This window comes from Methyloligella solikamskensis (assembly GCF_042676065.1).
Classification (GTDB): Bacteria; Pseudomonadota; Alphaproteobacteria; order Rhizobiales; family Methyloligellaceae; genus Methyloligella; species Methyloligella solikamskensis.
In genome coordinates this window covers 444,663-461,518 of record NZ_JBHTJO010000002.1, presented here as the reverse complement: position 1 = coordinate 461,518, position 16,856 = coordinate 444,663, and the positions used below count along the sequence as shown (strand labels likewise).

19 protein-coding genes are annotated in these 16,856 nt (G+C 64.0%); 12 read left to right on the top strand and 7 right to left on the bottom strand.

The window, feature by feature from the left end:
- Positions 1 to 228 precede the first annotated feature (228 nt).
- A complete protein-coding gene (gene aroC, locus ACFQ2F_RS15245) occupies positions 229 to 1,323 on the top strand; it encodes a chorismate synthase (RefSeq protein WP_379091542.1) in 1,095 nt (364 codons plus the stop codon).
- 158 nt (positions 1,324 to 1,481) lie between these two features.
- Positions 1,482 to 2,189, top strand: coding sequence for an NAD-dependent deacylase (locus tag ACFQ2F_RS15240; protein WP_379091540.1), 708 nt, complete (start codon positions 1,482 to 1,484; stop codon positions 2,187 to 2,189).
- Positions 2,190 to 2,209: 20 nt separating this feature from the next.
- Here the strand turns inward: ACFQ2F_RS15240 and ACFQ2F_RS15235 are convergent, their stop codons facing one another.
- Entirely contained in the window at positions 2,210 to 2,959 is a 750-nt protein-coding gene (locus ACFQ2F_RS15235; RefSeq protein WP_379091538.1) for a TlyA family RNA methyltransferase, read from the bottom strand.
- A 15-nt stretch (positions 2,960 to 2,974) separates the two neighbouring features.
- Here ACFQ2F_RS15235 and ACFQ2F_RS15230 point away from each other — a divergent pair, with 15 nt between their 5' ends.
- From ACFQ2F_RS15230 to ACFQ2F_RS15220, 3 genes are all read left to right on the top strand, one after another.
- The gene (locus ACFQ2F_RS15230; RefSeq protein WP_379091536.1) at positions 2,975 to 3,568 is read left to right on the top strand and encodes an SET domain-containing protein; all 594 of its coding nucleotides are present in this window, start codon (positions 2,975 to 2,977) and stop codon (positions 3,566 to 3,568) included.
- A 17-nt stretch (positions 3,569 to 3,585) separates the two neighbouring features.
- The gene (locus tag ACFQ2F_RS15225) at positions 3,586 to 4,152 is read left to right on the top strand and encodes an SET domain-containing protein (protein WP_379091534.1); all 567 of its coding nucleotides are present in this window, start codon (positions 3,586 to 3,588) and stop codon (positions 4,150 to 4,152) included.
- 248 nt (positions 4,153 to 4,400) lie between these two features.
- Positions 4,401 to 4,883, top strand: a complete 483-nt coding sequence (locus tag ACFQ2F_RS15220) for a hypothetical protein (protein ID WP_379091532.1) — start codon at positions 4,401 to 4,403, stop codon at positions 4,881 to 4,883.
- A gap of 13 nt (positions 4,884 to 4,896) precedes the next feature.
- Here the strand turns inward: ACFQ2F_RS15220 and dxs are convergent, their stop codons facing one another.
- A complete protein-coding gene (gene dxs, locus ACFQ2F_RS15215) occupies positions 4,897 to 6,819 on the bottom strand; it encodes a 1-deoxy-D-xylulose-5-phosphate synthase (protein ID WP_379091530.1) in 1,923 nt (640 codons plus the stop codon).
- 253 nt (positions 6,820 to 7,072) lie between these two features.
- Between dxs and ACFQ2F_RS15210 the strand changes: the two genes are divergently transcribed.
- Positions 7,073 to 7,843 carry an EAL domain-containing protein gene (locus ACFQ2F_RS15210; RefSeq protein WP_379091528.1) on the top strand — a complete coding sequence of 257 codons (771 nt, stop codon included), beginning with the start codon at positions 7,073 to 7,075 and terminating at the stop codon, positions 7,841 to 7,843.
- 8 nt (positions 7,844 to 7,851) lie between these two features.
- Here the strand turns inward: ACFQ2F_RS15210 and ACFQ2F_RS15205 are convergent, their stop codons facing one another.
- From ACFQ2F_RS15205 to ACFQ2F_RS15195, 3 genes are all read right to left on the bottom strand, one after another.
- The gene (locus tag ACFQ2F_RS15205) at positions 7,852 to 8,109 is read right to left on the bottom strand and encodes an exodeoxyribonuclease VII small subunit (protein ID WP_379091526.1); all 258 of its coding nucleotides are present in this window, start codon (positions 8,107 to 8,109) and stop codon (positions 7,852 to 7,854) included.
- A gap of 303 nt (positions 8,110 to 8,412) precedes the next feature.
- Entirely contained in the window at positions 8,413 to 9,351 is a 939-nt protein-coding gene (locus ACFQ2F_RS15200) for a Vgb family protein (RefSeq protein WP_379091524.1), read from the bottom strand.
- 92 nt (positions 9,352 to 9,443) lie between these two features.
- Positions 9,444 to 10,376: a histone deacetylase family protein gene (locus ACFQ2F_RS15195; protein WP_379091522.1), complete on the bottom strand. Its 933-nt coding sequence runs from the start codon at positions 10,374 to 10,376 to the stop codon at positions 9,444 to 9,446.
- Between the two features lie 123 nt (positions 10,377 to 10,499).
- Between ACFQ2F_RS15195 and ACFQ2F_RS15190 the strand changes: the two genes are divergently transcribed.
- Positions 10,500 to 11,453, top strand: a complete 954-nt coding sequence (locus ACFQ2F_RS15190; protein ID WP_379091520.1) for an L-threonylcarbamoyladenylate synthase — start codon at positions 10,500 to 10,502, stop codon at positions 11,451 to 11,453.
- A 10-nt stretch (positions 11,454 to 11,463) separates the two neighbouring features.
- A complete protein-coding gene (locus ACFQ2F_RS15185; protein WP_379091518.1) occupies positions 11,464 to 12,891 on the top strand; it encodes an FAD-binding oxidoreductase in 1,428 nt (475 codons plus the stop codon).
- Here ACFQ2F_RS15185 and ACFQ2F_RS15180 read toward each other — a convergent pair.
- Positions 12,888 to 13,571 (bottom strand): SOS response-associated peptidase, encoded by a 684-nt coding sequence (locus tag ACFQ2F_RS15180; protein ID WP_379091516.1) that lies wholly within the window; start codon positions 13,569 to 13,571, stop codon positions 12,888 to 12,890. The two genes, ACFQ2F_RS15185 and ACFQ2F_RS15180, sit on opposite strands and share 4 nt — an antisense overlap.
- Positions 13,572 to 13,670: 99 nt before the next feature.
- Here ACFQ2F_RS15180 and ACFQ2F_RS15175 point away from each other — a divergent pair, with 99 nt between their 5' ends.
- The 3 genes from ACFQ2F_RS15175 to ACFQ2F_RS15165 all read left to right on the top strand — a co-directional run bounded on the left by ACFQ2F_RS15175 (position 13,671) and on the right by ACFQ2F_RS15165 (position 15,341).
- The gene (locus ACFQ2F_RS15175) at positions 13,671 to 14,255 is read left to right on the top strand and encodes a hypothetical protein (protein WP_379091514.1); all 585 of its coding nucleotides are present in this window, start codon (positions 13,671 to 13,673) and stop codon (positions 14,253 to 14,255) included.
- A gap of 74 nt (positions 14,256 to 14,329) precedes the next feature.
- Positions 14,330 to 14,950: a TIGR02301 family protein gene (locus ACFQ2F_RS15170; protein ID WP_379091512.1), complete on the top strand. Its 621-nt coding sequence runs from the start codon at positions 14,330 to 14,332 to the stop codon at positions 14,948 to 14,950.
- Positions 14,951 to 15,074: 124 nt separating this feature from the next.
- On the top strand, positions 15,075 to 15,341 hold the full coding sequence (locus ACFQ2F_RS15165; protein WP_379091510.1) for a hypothetical protein: 267 nt from the start codon (positions 15,075 to 15,077) through the stop codon (positions 15,339 to 15,341).
- Between the two features lie 19 nt (positions 15,342 to 15,360).
- Here the strand turns inward: ACFQ2F_RS15165 and ACFQ2F_RS15160 are convergent, their stop codons facing one another.
- Complete coding sequence (locus ACFQ2F_RS15160; protein ID WP_379091508.1) at positions 15,361 to 16,026, bottom strand: LysE family translocator; 666 nt, start codon at positions 16,024 to 16,026, stop codon at positions 15,361 to 15,363.
- Positions 16,027 to 16,132: 106 nt separating this feature from the next.
- Here ACFQ2F_RS15160 and ACFQ2F_RS15155 point away from each other — a divergent pair, with 106 nt between their 5' ends.
- Positions 16,133 to 16,855, top strand: coding sequence for a hypothetical protein (locus ACFQ2F_RS15155; RefSeq protein WP_379091506.1), 723 nt, complete (start codon positions 16,133 to 16,135; stop codon positions 16,853 to 16,855).
- Position 16,856 lies beyond the last annotated feature (1 nt).

Sequence of the window (16,856 nt, the reverse complement as noted above, 5' to 3'; positions counted from 1 at the left end):
GAAGGTGGTGGAGTAGCGGCGGAGCTGCCCCCTCTCCCCAGTGGGGGAGAGGGTTGGGGTGAGGGGGGAGCCCCTCGCCGCATCTTGTCCCCCTCACCCGGATGCTGCGCATCCGACCTCTCCCCGCCGGGGAGAGGTGAAAAGTGCCGCCCCGATAAGAATTTGTTGCGCCCTCCGCGCTATACTCACGAACTTGCCGCGCCACATCCGCAACTCTAAAACACCGCCATGTCGCACAACACGTTCGGCCATCTCTTCCGCATGACGACCTGGGGCGAAAGCCACGGGCCGGCGATCGGCTGCGTGGTCGATGGCTGCCCGCCCGGCATCCCGCTGACCGAGGCCGACATCCAGGGCTTTCTGGATAAGCGGAAGCCCGGCCAATCGCGCTACACCACCCAGCGGAAAGAGGCCGACGAGGTCGCGATCCTGTCCGGCGTCTTTACCGACGAGGAGACGGGCAAGCAGGTCACCACGGGTACGCCGATCGCGCTGGAGATCCAGAACACGGATCAGCGTTCGAAGGATTACGGCGACATCAAAGACAAGTTTCGCCCGGGCCACGCGGACTACAGCTATTTCGTCAAATACGGCGTGCGGGATTATCGCGGCTCGGGTCGGGCGAGCGCGCGCGAGACAGCCTGCCGAGTGGCGGCGGGTGCTGTGGCGCGGAAAGTGCTGCCGGGCGTCACGATCCGCGGCGCGCTGGTGCAGATGGGCCCTCACCCGATCACCCGGGAGAACTGGGATTGGGGCGCGGTGGACGAGAACCCGTTCTTCTCCCCCGACCCGAAGGTCGTTTCCAACTGGGGCGAGTATCTGGATTCCTTGCGCAAGGAAGGGAATTCCTGCGGCGCCGTGATCGAGGTCGTGGCCGAAGGCGTGCCACCGGGGCTGGGCGCACCGATTTACGCCAAGCTTGATCAGGATATCTGCTCCGCACTCATGAGCATCAATGCGGTGAAGGGCGTGGAGATCGGCTCAGGCTTCGCGACCGCCGCGCTGACCGGCACGGAGAACGCCGACCGTATGCGCCCCGGCGACGACGGCGAGCCGGTGTTCCTGTCCAACCATGCGGGCGGGGTCGTCGGCGGTATCGCCACGGGCCAACCCATCGTGGCGCGCTTCGCCGTGAAGCCGACCTCCTCCATCCTCACGCCGGTGGAGACCGTCGACAAGGCCGGCAAAGAGACCGACGTCTCGACCAAGGGGCGTCACGATCCTTGCGTGGGCATCCGCGCGGTGCCGATCGGCGAAGCCATGATGGCGCTGGTGCTAGCGGACCACTTCCTGCTCCATCGCGGGCAGACGGGTAAGGGATAGCTCAGGACTGGGCTGTCATTCTCGGGCAAGCGAAGCGCGACCCGAGGATCCAGTAACCACCGCCTTTGCATCATAGGCACCGCAGGGGTTACTGGATTGCCGGGTCAAGCCCGGCAATGACAACAGAGAGTTTCGGCGGTCGAAGCGACCAACACCCCATGACCTACGAGAAAATCGTCATCCTCACCGGCGCGGGGCTTTCGGCAGAGAGCGGGCTCGGCACGTTTCGGGGCTCCGGCGGGCTTTGGGAAGAGTACGACCTGGAAGAGGTCGCGACGCCGGAAGGCTTCGCCCGCAATCCGGTCAAGGTGCACGATTTCTACAATATGCGCCGCGCCTGGCTGAAGAAGGCGACGCCCAACCCCGCCCATCATGCGCTGGCCCGCCTGGAGCAGGAGCATCCGGGCGAGGTGCTGATCGTCACCCAGAATATCGATGGGCTGCACGAGGCCGCAGGGTGCCGGGCGCCGATCCATATGCATGGGGAGCTTGCGTCGGCGCTTTGCGCCGAATGCGGCAAGAGCACGCCTTGGGACGAAGATCTTTCGCTCCAGACGCCCTGTCCTGCCTGCGGAGCGGAAGGCGGGATGCGGCCCGACGTGGTCTGGTTCGGCGAGATGCCGCGCCAGATGGACCGGATCGCGGAGGCGCTGGCGACCTGCGATCTCTTCATCGCCATCGGCACCAGCGGCACGGTCTACCCGGCGGCCGGCTTCGTGGCGGAGGCTGCCGGCGCGGGCGCTCATACGGTGGAGCTCAATCTCGATCCGTCGGAGGGGGCGAGCCTGTTCGCGGAAGCCCATTACGGTCCTGCGAGCGCGGTGGTGCCGGAGTTCGTGGAGAAGCTGCTGGGGGCCCGGCAATGAGAGCATAGAGCGAGTGGCGATTACCCCGCCTTCACGGCGCCGATCAGAAACTCCTTGTTGCCGCTGCCGCCGGCAATGGGCGACTCGATCTCGCCCGCGATGCGCCAGCCCGCCTCGAACTCCAGAAAGTCCCGCACCCGTGCCAACGCCACCTGGCGGTCGAGCTCGTGGCGAACGATGCCGCTCTTTCCGATGGCGTCCGGCGTCAGCTCGAATTGGGGCTTCACGAGGCTTACGGCCCATGCGCCGGGCGCGGCCAACTCAAGCGGCCGCGGCAGGACCAGGGTCGCGCTGATGAAGCTGACATCGCAGACCACGGCGCCAATAGTCGATGCAAACCGGGCGGGCTCCAAGGTCCGGGCGTCGGTCTCTTCCATCACCGTCACTCTGGGGTCTTCGCGCAGGCGCGGATGGAACTGGTTCCGGCCGACATCGACCGCGTAGACGTGATCCGCGCCGCGGGAGAGCAGCACGTCCGTAAAGCCCCCTGTCGCCGCCCCGATATCGAGACCGGCCCGGCCTTTCGGGTCGAACCCAAAAGCGTCGAGCGCCGCCGCCAGCTTCAGCCCGCCGCGGGAGACGTAAGGCAGCGCGTCGTCGGACAACACGATCTTCGCGTTCTCGAAAACCGGCTGTCCGGGCTTGCTGGCCGGGACCCCGTCGACGCTGACGCAGCCGCGCCGAATCGCGTCCGCCGCACGGGATCTCGTCTCCGCAAATCCTTGGGCCACCAATAGCTGATCGAGGCGTGTTTTTTTGTAGCGGGACAAGGGCTTTGCTCTTAAATGGCGAATTTCGCCGACGCTCGTTCGGCCCTGCTTTGGCAGAAGCGCAAGGAAGAGGCCGGCCCGGTACCTTGCGTCCGCATCTGGGCCTTGGATGCGCCTTTCATGATGCTGATCCGCACCTATATCGCGCCGAGCACCATTCAGGGAATCGGTGTTTTCTCCCAGGACTTCGTGCCCAAGGGGACGTTGATCTGGGGTCTGCACGAGAAGCTCGACGTGCAGATGTCGGCGAGCGACATCGAGGCCCTGCCGCCCCACATGCAAGAGTTCGTCCGCACCTACTCCTATCCCCATCTGGAGCGGGACGGCTATGTGATCGTGGATTCGGACAACGGCCGGTTCATGAACCATTCGGATGAGCCGAACACGGATTTCCGCGACTTCTATAAGGGGCTGGCGCTCGACGATATTCAGGCGGGCACAGAACTCACCTGCGACTACCGCGAACTCTTCCCCGACTTCGCGGGTTTCGCTTCGGGAACGGGTCAGAGCCAGCATGCGAACGTGATGTCGAGCGATGCTGCACTCGTCCCCCTGCCCCTCACCGCCGAAGCAGCGCCTGGCGACAGCCGGCTGCTGCAAAGCTCCTGACAGGAGTCCAAGTCAGCATGGCAAAAGGTGCTTTGTGCCTTGCAGTGGTCGCGACCGAGCCGCAGGGCGGGACGGCCTATCTCTCGCCGCGGTGCGCGGTGATCGAGGCGCCCCAGAAGGGCGGCAAGACGGTCGTCGCCAGAGAAGCGATCGCAAAGGACGAGCTGATCGCCATGTGGAGCGGCCGGCTGATCCGAAGCGCGGAGCTCGCTACGCTTTCGGAAGCCATGCGGCGGCGCACGGTGCAGGTGGACGAAGACCTCTTCCTCACCTCCCTCAATACGGTCGAGGGCGCCGACATGCTCAATCATTCCTGCGCGCCCAATGCAGGCTTGCGCGGGCAGATCGGCATTGCCGCCATGCGGGATATCGCACCCGGCGAAGAGATCACCTTCGACTACGCCATGTGCGATAGCGCGCCTTACGATGAGTTCGACTGTAGCTGCGGTTCGGCCGAATGCCGCGGCCGCGTGTCGGGCGAGGACTGGCGGAGCCCGGCGCTTTGGCTGCGCTATGAGGGCTATTTCTCGCCCTATCTCGCCTTGCGGATCGCCAATATGAAGGGCCTCAGGCGGGCGTCTTGAACCGTGGAAGGCGGATTGCCAACTCTTCCCTGGTGGCGGATTACATTTGCCCTCAACGTCCGCTTGCACTACGACAGGCGGGCGGTGCGTCAATGATATGAAGGCTTTACGTTCAGCAGCTCAAATCCGTCCGAGACTTTTTCGCGTAAGACTTCGCAGCACCGTCTTCCGCCCCTTGTGCCGCTCCTTGCGCCAAGCAGGCGGGCTCACCCGACCGGCGTTCTTCCCCCAACAAAGGCGCTTTGACGATGACCCAGCTTCTGAAGCGACTCCTCCTCGTTCTCACCGTTATGGCGATCCCGCTGGCGGCCTCCGCCCGCACTCAGGAGAACGCCGTCTGGTCGGCCCAATCGGCGGGCGATATGAGCGCGCTCCGCTATGGCGCGTTCGATGCCGATCTGCCGCTTCTGCTGCTCAGCTGCTTCAACGAGCTTGAGGTCGCCGTGCTCGACATCTACGACGATGTGGGTGACGTGAAGCCGGGCGATCCGCTCGCCATCGAGCTTGCGGCCGGGTCGATCGCCGCGCCTTTAAAGGGCGAAGCTGCCAAGGAGGTCGAGAGCGCCGATATCTATGCCGAGGTCAGCGACTTTCCCATCAAGCCGGTGATGAACGTGCTTCGGGCAGAGGGGCCGCTGACGGTGAAGATCGGCGATACGACCCGCACCTACGAAGGCATCGGCCGGGAAGAGGCGCTGAAGACCTTCGCCGAGACCTGCGAGCTGGACTAAAAGCCTATCGGGCCTACGCCCGGCTCGGCTCGTCCTTCGCGACCTCGCCGCCAAGTGCTGCAAAGACCGTCTCCACGATCCCAGCCGCATCAAGCCCGGCATCGGAATACATCTGTGCCGGCTTGCCCTGGTCGATGAAGATATCGGGCAAGGTCAGAGTCCGCACCGCCAGAGTCTGGTCGAGCAGGCCTTCCTTTGACAGCGCTTCCAGCACCGCCGCGCCGAATCCGCCGGAGGAGCCTTCCTCGATGGTGACCAGCACTTCGTGGTTCTGGGCAAGCTTGCGGATCAACTCCATGTCGAGGGGCTTGGCGAAGCGCGCGTCCGCCACGGTGGCGGAGAGCCCGTAGCCGGCAAGCTGCTCGGCCGCGGCGGTCGCCTCGCTCAAGCGCCCTCCGAAGGAAAGCAGCGCCACTTTGGAGCCTTCCTGAAGCACCCTGCCCTTGCCGATTTCCAGCGGCTCTGGGTTTTCCGGAATCTCGACACCCGTGCCCTCGCCCCGCGGATAGCGGAAGGCGATGGGACTCTCGTCGTAGGCGGCTGCGGTCGCGACCATGCGGGTCAGTTCCGCCTCGTCCGACGCCGCCATGACCACCATGTTGGGCAGGCAGCACAGGAAGGCCGTATCGAAGGTGCCGGCATGGGTCGGACCGTCGGCGCCGACGAGGCCGGCCCGGTCGATGGCAAAGCGGACGGGCAGGTTCTGCACCGCCACATCATGCACCACCTGATCGTAGGCACGCTGCAGGAAGGTGGAATAGATCGCCGCGAACGGCTTATAGCCTTCCGTGGCGAGCCCGGCGGCAAAGGTCACGGCATGCTGCTCGGCGATGCCGACATCGAAGGTTCGCTCCGGGAAGGCTTCTGCAAACGCGTCGAGCCCGGTGCCGGAGGGCATGGCGGCGGTAATGGCGACAACCTTGTCGTCATCTTTTGCATGATCCATCAGCGCGTTGGCGAAGACCTTGGTGTAGCTCGGCGGCTTGCCGGTCGCCTTCTCCTGAGTGCCGGTGATGATGTCGAACTTGCCGACGCCGTGGAACTTGTCGGCGGAGACCTCGGCCGGACCGTAGCCCTTGCCCTTCTGGGTCACGACATGAACCAGGATCGGCCCGCCCTCGGCATCGCGCACATTGCGCAGCACGGGCAGGAGGTGATCGAAATTATGCCCGTCGATGGGGCCGACGTAATAGAAGCCTAGCTCCTCGAACAGCGTACCCCCGGTCCACAGGCCGCGGGTGTATTCTTCGGCACGCGCGGCGCGGCGCTCCCAGCTCTTCGGCATCTTGTGGGCCAGATATTTCGCCCAGTTGCGGATCTGGCGATAGGTGCCGCCGGAGAGCAGCCGCGCCAGATAGGCGCTCATGGCGCCCACGGGCGGCGCGATGGACATGTCGTTGTCGTTGAGGATGACGATGAGGCGGGAATCCATGGCGCCCGCATTGTTCATCGCCTCATAGGCCATGCCGGCGCTCATGGCGCCGTCGCCGATCACGGCGACCACGTTGTAGTCGTCGCCCGAAAGATCGCGCGCCACCGCCATGCCGAGGCCGGCAGAGATCGAGGTTGAGGAATGGCCGGCGCCGAACACGTCGTATTCGCTTTCCGCGCGCTTCAAGAAACCTGACAGCCCGCCCGGCTGGCGCAGGGTGCGGATGCGGTCGCGGCGACCGGTCAGAATCTTGTGGGGATAGGTCTGGTGGCCGACATCCCAGATCACCTTGTCCTTCGGCGTCTCGAAGACCTTGTGCAGCGCGATGGTCAGTTCGACCACGCCGAGGCCGGCCCCCAGATGGCCGCCAGTGACCGAGACGGCATTGATGGTCTCCCGGCGCAGCTCTTCCGCCAGCTGCTCAAGCTGATCGTCGTCGAGCTTGCGCAGGTCTTCCGGCAGGTGGATTTGATCGAGCAAAGGGGTTTCGGTATCGGCGCTCATGAGGCCCCTACTTGGCGAATTGCGAAGAAGGCGGGAGAAAAACCTGATTTATCGTCCTTTATCGGCCTTCTCCAGCCCTGGCAACCACCCGGGAACGCGCACCCCGGCAGTTGCGAACTAAACAGGGTCGGCTCCTCCAGGCTATCAGCAGAAGGGCCAGGCTCCGACCCCGCCGTCTCGCCGATCTTAACGTCCTTTAAGGAGCTTCCCCTAGTATCTGGGGAAATTGCTTTTGAATTGAAAGGCTTCGCCCATGACCGCCTGTGCCGGATGCCGGGACGACATCGCCCTTCCCTTCGACTTCAAGATGGCCTTTCAGCCCATTGTCGACCTCTCTCGAGGGCAGGTTTGGGGCTATGAGGCGCTGGTGCGCGGGGCAAACGGGGAGCCCGCCTATTCGGTGCTGGACCAGGTCTCCGACGAGACCCGCTACAAGTTCGACCAGTCGGCCCGGGTGATGGCGATTGAGACGGCCGGCGCTCTCTACAAGGGCCGCGATCTAAAGCTCTCCATCAATTTCATGCCGAACGCGGTCTATGAGCCGACGGCCTGCATCCAAAAATCGCTCGCCGCCGCGAAGCGGGCCGGGTTTCCGCACAAGAACCTAATCTTCGAATTCACCGAGGACGAGCGGATCGCAGATACCGCCCATATCCAGAACATCATCGAGACCTATCGGAAGTTCGGCTTCCTCACGGCGCTGGACGATTTCGGGTCCGGCTATGCGGGGTTGAACCTTCTGGCCAAGATGCAGCCCGATCTTCTGAAGATCGATATGGAGCTGTTGCGGGACATCCACCGGTCGTCCGCCAAACAAGTGATCGTGGCGGGGATCGTCACCATGGCGCGGGCGCTTGGCGTGACGGTGCTGGCTGAAGGCGTGGAGAACGAGGACGAGCTCGCCGTTCTGCGGGCCGCAGGCATCTCGTTGTTCCAGGGGTATTATTTCGCCAAGCCGGCATTGATGGCGTTGCCGCCCGTGCCGGTGCTCCAAAAAGCCCGCCCCCACGCGACCCAGCACTAGGGCGGGCGCTACTCCTCGACGTCGAGGGGCTCGGTGCCGGTGGCCTTGCCGTTTCCGTCGAGGGATATCTTCTCCACCTTGGCCTCGGCCTTGCGCAGCAGCCCGTCGCAATGAAGCTTCAAGGCCTCGCCGCGCTCGTAGATTTCGATGGAGTGCTCAAGCTCGACATCGCCCTTCTCAAGGCGCTCGACGATGCCTTCGAGCTCCTTCAGGGCCTGCTCGAAGCTCATCTCTTTGATGTCGGCGTGATCTTGGGTCTTTGACATGGTCGCTTTATCGGGTCTCCGGACGACGGGATCAAGAGGCGGGCATAGACTTGTCCGCGGGATTTGAGGGTGCGTCATCCCGAGGTGCGCGCGGAACGAGTGCCTCAGCGACGCTTGAGCGATGAGTATCAAAGCGCCTGTTCCAAGCAATACGTCATGCCCGGACTGGATCCGGGCATCCACGCCATTCCGCATTAGCGAATTCAGCGATTCTAACGATCCGCCCACGCTCGTTGAGCGGTAACGGCATGGATCGCCGGGCCAAGCCCGGCGATGACGATGTGCTTGGAGTGTTTAGGTGAGCTACTGAAGCGGAACCGAGCGGAGATTGAACTCGGGGCGCGGCTGTTCCTTCTTCTTCTCGTCGAACAGATAGGCGAGCTGCCCCTCGGCAACCCAAATGGTATCGCCGACGACCGTGAGCGCGGTCGGCTCGGCGAAGGTGTCGATCGTTTCGATCTCGACCGCGCCGTCATCGACGGTAATGCGGTTGAGATCGCCGCCGCCCTGCACCATCACGAATCCACCTTCGATGGGCCGAATACCGTCCGGCTTGGTGAGCGGGCCGGTTTCCAGTTTCTCGAAGCCTTTCGCCTCACCGTCTTCGACATCGAAGCGGAAGAGCTCGCCGCCGGTATAGGTGTTCGCATAGAGGTTGCCGTCGGGACCGAAGGCCAGACCGTCAAGTCCGCCCTTCACATCCGGATCGGTGAACCAGACCTCGAGCTCCTCGGCCTCCGGCGCCAGCTTCAAGATCTCGTCCGCGGCGACATTGGTGATGTATGTCGATCCGTCTTCAGCGACGGCGATGTCGTTGCAAACCGATTTCTCGTTGGGCATCCGATAGCTCACCTTGCCTTCGCCCGTCTTCAGGTCGAAGCCTTTCAGAAAGCCGCCTTTCACATCGCTTGGCCCCTGTACGCCGAGCGCGGAGATGTCGTTGGAGCAGACCCAAAGCAGGCCGCGCTCTTCATCGGCCAGAACGCCCAGGGTGGAGCGGGTCTCGAAGGCGCCGGGTTCGATCCAGATCTCGGGCTCCCCGCCGGGCGTCACGCGCAGCACGCCGCCATCGGAGATACTGCTGACATAGAGCGTGCCGTCTTCGGTGGAGGTGATGCTCTCCGGGAAGGGATGCTCTTCTGGAAGGGTGATCTTGGAAGTGTCGGCGAGGGCCAGGCCCGGAAGGGCTGCAATGGAAATCGTCAGGGACGCGAACAAGCGGGCAGTCTCAAGGGCTTTCATTATTTCCTCTCTAGAAAATTGGCTAAACATTCTTGGTTGCCGCGGCCACGAGATGCGGCCCGCGGAGGGTGGGAGACGACAGATCCAACCGCCTAGGCGGCGGCTGCCATCAGTGCCTTGACGTGAAGATCGGTGGAGCGCGCCAAGGCTTCAAGGGCGTAGCCGCCCTCCAGCATGGAAATGGCGCGGCCGTCGCAATGGGTGTCCGCCACCTCCATGAGCCGCTCGGTGATCCAGCCGAAATCCTCATCGTTCAGCTCGATCTGGGCGAGCGGATCGCTGCGGTGAGCATCAAACCCGGCGGAGATCAACAGGAGATCCGGCGCGAACTCGTCGAGCGCCGGCAGGATGCGGTCCTCCCAGACCGCCTTGAACTCGGCGCTGCCGTCGCCCGGGTTCAGCGGCGCATTGCAGATATTACCGACACCGGTCTCGTCTTTGGCGCCCGTGCCGGGGAAGAGCGGCATCTGATGGGAGGAGCCGTAGAACAAGTTTTTCTCGGTCCAGAAGGCCTTCTGGGTGCCGTTGCCGTGATGGACGTCGAAATCGACCACGGCGACGCGCTCCGCCCCATGAGCCGCGCGGGCATGGAAGGCGGCGATGGCGATATTGCTGAACAGGCAGAACCCCATGGCGCGAACGGGCTCAGCATGGTGACCCGGCGGACGCACGGAGCAGAAGGCATTGTCGGCCTTGCCGCTCATCACGAGGTCCACAGCCTCGATGCCGGCACCGGCGGCGCGCAGGGCGGCGTCCCAGCTTCCCGGAGAGACGACCGTGTCGGGATCGAGATGGAAATAGCCTTCCAGGGGAATGTCGGCGTGCACCCCGTCGATATATTCGCGCGGATGCACCAGGCCGATGGTCTCCAGAGAAGCTTTCGGCGCTTCCACACGCTCCAGATCGGCGAAGGCGTCGTCCTGCAGGGCGCGGGAAATGGCGCGCAGGCGGTCGGAGCGCTCGGGATAGCCCGGGCTCGTGTCGTGCTTCAGGCAATCCGGGTGGGACAGCAGAACCGTGCTCATATCACTTTGTAGCGTGCCAGCTTGAAGTTCAGCAACTTGGGCTTCAGCAACTTGAGGAGCGCCGACCTTGACCCCCGGAGGCGAACGCGGGAAGAACGCTGCAGGGCAGGTGAGGCAAATACCATGAAAGTCGTTGCGAGGAGCGAGAACGATTTCAGCCGTGCGGCGCTGGAGCTAGCGGCGGGTGAGCTCGTCGCCTTTCCGACCGAGACGGTCTATGGGCTGGGCGCCAACGCCCTGGACAGCGCGGCGGTTGCCCGCATCTTCGCCGCCAAGTCTCGCCCCCGCTTCAATCCTTTGATCGTCCATGTGCACGATTTCGGCGTGGCCACGGAATATGCCGAGTTCTCCTCGCTTGCCGAAGAGCTGGCCGACGCCTTCTGGCCGGGCCCGCTGACGCTGGTGCTGCCACGGATCGAGAATTGCGCCCTGAGCCCGCTGGTCTCAGCCGGGCTCGATACGGTGGCGCTCCGCTCGCCGGCCCATAAGGTGGCGCGGCACCTTCTGGAGACGGCGCAGCTTCCCATCGCCGCCCCCAGCGCCAACCGGTCGGGGCGGATCAGCCCGACCTCGGCGGCGGATGTGCAAGCGGAGCTCGGCGACTTTCCGGCGATGATCCTGGATGGCGGGCGCTGCCCCATCGGGCTGGAATCCACCGTGCTGCGCATCACCGAAGACGGACCACAGATTCTGCGGAGCGGCGCCCTGCCCCGCGAAGAAATCGAAGAGGTCCTGGGCCGGAAGCTGACGAGCTTCGGCGGCGAGGAAGGCGCACCGCTTTCGCCGGGCCAGCTCGCCAGCCACTACGCACCGGAGAGCGCCATCCGTCTCAACGTTACCGATCCGGGTTCGGGCGAGGCTTTCATGGCGTTTGGACCGGACGCCCCGCCCTTCGAAGGCCCGTCGATCAATCTCAGCGAGAGCGGTGATCTTCAGGAGGCTGCCGCCAACTTCTTCTCAGCCTTGCGGGAGCTCGACGAGGCGGACGTGACGAGCATCGCCGTGATGCCGATCCCGTTCACGGGGCTCGGCGAAGCGATCAACGACCGGCTGCAGCGGGCAGCCGCGGAACGCTGAGCGCGCGCCCATGACAGAGATCAAGGCGCCCTCCCCCGAAACACTCCAGCGCTTCATCGAGATCGTCGGCGCCGACCACGCCATTACCGACGAGACCGAAATGGCGTCCTACATGCACGAATGGCGCGACCGCTTTCACGGCAAGGCGGCGCTGGTGCTGAAGCCAGCCACCGTGGACGAGGTCTCGAAGATCCTGGCACTCGCCAACGAGACCGGCACGGCCATCGTGCCCCAGGGTGGCAATACCGGGCTGGTGGGCGGGCAGATCCCGTCCGATGCGGGCGACGAGGTGCTCCTCAATCTCTCCCGGCTCAATCACATCCGGGATATCGACCTCGCCGGCAACTGCATGACCGTGGAGGCCGGGCTTGTGCTCGCGAAGGCGCAGGAGGTGGCGCTGAATGCCGGACGCCTCTTCCCCTTGCGAATCGCCTCCGAAGGGAGCTGCCAGATCGGCGGCGTGCTTTCCACCAATGCGGGCGGCACGGCGGTGCTGGCTTACGGCAACGCGCGGGATCTGGTGCTGGGGCTGGAGGTGGTGCTCGCCGATGGGCGCGTCTGGGACGGGCTGAAGTCCCTACGGAAGGACAATAGCGGCTACGACCTGAAGCATCTCTTCATGGGGGCGGAAGGCACGCTCGGCATCATCACCGCCGCGGTCATCCGACTTTTCCCGATCCCCGCGGAGACGGCGACCGCCATGGTCGGCTTCAACTCATTGCAGGATGCGGCCGCCTTCTTCGACCGGGCCTATGGGTTCGGCTCGACCGAGCTGACGGCCTTTGAGATCCTGCCGCGGATCGGGATCGAGTTCGTGACGCGCCACTTCGAAGGCACGAAAGACCCGCTGGACTCCGCGCACCCTTGGTATGCGCTGATCGAGTTTTCGTCGGCCAATGCCGATGCCGGGCTGAGTTCGGGCGTGGAAGCCCTGCTCTCCGAAGCGCTTGAAGCCGGCGAGATTGCCGATGCCACCATCGCCCATTCCATCGATCAGGCGCGCGCGCTGTGGCGTCTGCGGGAGGAGATGAGCGAGGCGCAGAAATACGAAGGCGGCAGCATCAAGCACGACGTCTCGGTGCCCGTAGCGGACATTCCGGAATTCATCACCCGTGCCGATCAACTCATTCAACTCATGGTGTCCGGCGCCCGGCCCGTGCCCTTCGGCCACTACGGTGACGGCAACATCCACTACAATGTCAGCCAGCCGCCGGGGCAGGATAAGGCCATCTTCCTCTCCCATTGGGAGGCTGTGAACGCCGCGGTGCACGAGATCGTGCTCGACCTGAATGGATCAATCTCGGCGGAGCACGGCATCGGCCAGGCGAAGCGGGATATGCTTCCTCACGTGAAGTCCGAGGTGGAGCTGGAGCTGATGCGCTCGCTCAAGCAAACGCTGGATCCGAAGGGCATCCTCAACCCCGGGAAGGTCGTTTAGAGCAGCGCCGGCTGGACGGGCTGTTGAATGCCCGGCTCATCGAGCTTCGAGTTGTTGATCTTCGGGTCCATCTCGGTCGCCTGGAGGAAGTCGTCGGGCGCCGGCGCCATCAGGGCCTTCGCGTTTTCGGCTTCCGTCTCTTCACCGCCCAGCCAAGCCTCGAACTGCTCGGGCTGCAGGATCACCGGCATGCGGTCGTGCAGCCGGCTCACGACCTTGTTGGGGCCGCAGGTGAGAATGGCGACCGTATCGATCTCGCCGCCGTTCTTGCGGTCCTGCCAGCACTCCCAGATGCCGGCGAAGCCGAACAGGCCGCCGTCGGGACGATCCAGCAGGAAGGGACGCTTGGCGCCCTTCGCCCCCGTCCACTCATAGAACCCGTCGGCCGGAAGCAGGCAGCGGCGGCGCTTGAAGGCGGCGCGGAAGGCAGGCTTCTCCGCGACGGTTTCGCTGCGGGCGTTGATCAGCACCGGGGGACGCTCGTCGCCCTTCACGTAGGCGGGGATGAAGCCCCAGCGCATGAGAACGAATTCTGGCACGCCCTCGTCGCCCCGAATCACCACCGGAACCGGCTGTGTCGGCGCGATGTTGTACCGTGCAGGAAAGTTCGGATGCTCGCGATACGCGAAAAACGCACGCACTGCGTCCGGTGGAGCCGATAAAGTGTAACGAGAACACATAGTTGGCTTGGGCCGTAACCCTTTAGTAACCGTGTTTCACCGAGACTGGCGGTCTGATGGGGCTGAAGCGAGACGATAAAGATGTTGGGGCGCCAACCGATGGATGACAAGCCTGACGATGCCGAGCTAGAGCGGGATGTCAGCCGCGAGGATATAGTTGCGGCCTTCCGGACGGCGATGGTCAGCCATTTCCGCTCCCATATTCCCGGCACCAACATCAACGAAGTCACTCTGCTCGCCAGCGATTACCTGAATCATTTCCATGAATTGGTGATGCTTCTTGAAGCGGTCGCATCCGACCCTGACGAATTCGCCGAAGACCTCTCCGGCTGGGAGCCGATCACCTATGAGGAGCACTTCACCTCCTCGGGCTTCCGGGACAAGAACCTGGCCATCGCGGCCTATCGCCGGGCTCCCCAGGATATCCGCCGGGCCTTTGATCAGGCGGTCGCGCGGCTCCATGCGGAAGCCGGCACTCTGGTCGAATCCGTCGAGGTTGAGCTTGTGAACGGCGATCGGGCTTCCCTGACCCAGCTTTGCTTCGACGGGTCCATGCGTCTGCGGGACCTGATCCAGGCTGCCAATGCCATCGCCGTCGGCGAGGCGGGCGAAGCCCCCGCTGAGAACACGGATGACGCTCCGGGCGGCCAAGAGGCCATCGACGCCCTGTTCAACAAGGGCTAGATCCCACCCCCACAAGACGGTTTCGGCCATCGCTTCGGCTGGATTTCGCCACGGGGAAGCGGTACTCAAATCGAATGGGACACCGGGCCAAACCGTTCGCATCTGCGCTTGCCGCCATCTGCTGGCTGGCCATGGGCCTGACCGCGGGTGCGCCTGTGGCGAAAGCCCAGTTTTTCTGGTCTCCCTGGTTCAACGACAAGCCGCGTTCGCGCCCCACACGGCCGCCCGAGCCGGCACCGGCGCCACCGCCGGGCAACGACCTGCCGGCCATCGAGCCGCAGGCGGAACTGCCGCCTCCCCCGCCCCCGCCGGACGACCGGCCCTATGACGACAAGCTGCTGCGCCTGGCCGAGATCCTGGGCGCCTTGCATTACCTGCGGGAGCTTTGCGGGGCCGATGAGGGGCAGCTCTGGCGTGAGCAGATGGAAGAGCTGGTGAAGAGCGAAGGCACGACCGCCGTGCGCCGCGCCCGGCTGGTGAATGCCTTCAACGACGGCTATCGCGGCTTCCGGCGCACATACCGGAACTGCAATCCGTCGGCGACCACGGCCATCGAGCGGTTTACCGACGAGGGCGCCAAGATCGCCCTGGCCCTGGCGAACCCGTCCGGATCTTCGGACGAAGGCGAGGCGGAGGACTCGGCAGAGACCGACGCAGCGGCCGAAACTCAGGACACCGCGCAGTCGCGCGAATAGTCCCTGAACATCACCCCGCCATAAACCTTACCCATTAACTTTCTGGTCACTCTAACCGGCGGCTCCCTTGGCCACGTGTTACTTGACGATGACACATACGCGTTTCGCGCGAGGGAGAGCCGAATTGCATCGCACGCTATCAATCACCGAATCCGTCGCAGGGCTCGGAGACGACGCTCATAAGGAAGCCGCGCTGTCCTACATTTTGGATGCGTGGGAAGAAGCGCTGCTGGACGGTATCGAGCCCGAGATGCTGGCCAACGCGGCCCTGTTCGCCGCCCTGGCCGACCTGATCACCGTCTATGGAGAGGACGCCGTCGCCAAGATGGCGGGCAATCTCTCCCGCCGTGTCACCAATGGCGAGTTCACGCTGAATCGGAATACCCACTAGGCCAAGCGAACGGCGCCGGTCAGAGGGATTCGAAGGTCGCCTTCACCAGAAGCGCCACGCCGAAGACGAGCAGCACCGAGCCGGCTATTCTGTTGACCAGGCGGAGGCGGTTCTCTGTTATACGGTGGCGGATCAGGGCGATGATCTCCGATAGGCCGAGCCACCAGAGCAGGCTTCCGCCCATCACCGAGGCGACCACGATGAGCGCCTCGAGATAATTCTCTAACCCGCCGATCAGCGATCCCAGCCCGCCGAAAATAGCGAGCATGCCGAGAATCGCACCCGGATTGCTGACCGTGAGCACGAAGGTTTGGGGGATGATCCCCATGTGGCGCGAAAGGGTGGAGCGGTCTTCCGGGGCGACCTCCAGGACGGGGCGCGCCATATAGAGCGCGAAGCCGAAAGCCAGCAGGATCACCCCGCCAATAATCTGAATCCACTCGGAATAGGCGAGCATTAGATCGGACACCGCCGTCAGGCTGAAAGCGGCGATGAAGGCGAGCAGCCCATCGCCCAGCACGGCGCCGAGCCCCGCCGCCAGTCCGGCTGAGAAACCGCGGGCGACGGCACGCTGAATCACCAGCACATTGACCGGCCCCATGGGAGCGGCCACAAGGATGCCGATAATCAGGCCGGCCAAGACCAGCTGGATGCCCGAGAGCACGATTTGAGCGCCGGCTACCAAGGCGGTCTAGACCTCATGCGGGAGAAGATGGTGAGGACCCGCGGCGCAGGTGGAACTTACGACGCGGTGAGACGTGATATTCGATCCGCCCATTGAGGAGCGATACATGAATCTCTTCAGAAGCAAGAATCTCTTCGGAAACGCGATCATCAGGGCCTTCGTTGCATTGGTAGCGGGCGCCGCGATGCTTGTCTACGGCCACAATCCCGCCCTGTCGGCCGATGCCGCAAACGAGATAAGCGGCGCTGGAATGCTCGCCCAGGAGCTGTCGGACAACGAGCAGGTACAGCCGAAAAGCACCGAACCGCTCCCCCTGCCCGCGGACGAAAAGGCAAGTTCCGAAGCGGCCAAACAATCGTCGGAGGGCGATGACGGACCGAAGCCGCAATTCGACATCTCGGCCCTGCCGGAGCGGGTGCAGGAGAACCTGGCGAAAATCATTCAGGCGGCCCAGACCGGGAATCTGGAGGCCATGCGTCCGGTGCTGGAATCGAATGGGTTGAAGCCCATGGTCCGGAATGGGCCGAGCACCGACCCGATCGCCTACTGGAAGAAGCAATCGGTGGACGGGTCGGGCCGGGACATCCTGGCGGACATCCTCAACGTCTTCTCATCGGGCTTCGTGGAGATCGAGCGGAAGGACAGCACGATGTATATCTGGCCTTATTTCGCCGAGCGCGATCTCACCAAGCTGAACCCCGTCGAGCAGGTGGAGCTGTTCCGCATCGTGCCGCCCAAGCTGGCGGTGAAGATGATGAAATCCGGCAAATACACCGGTTACCGCGCGGGCATCTCCGAGCGCGGAATCCTTCACTATTTCAAGAAGTAAC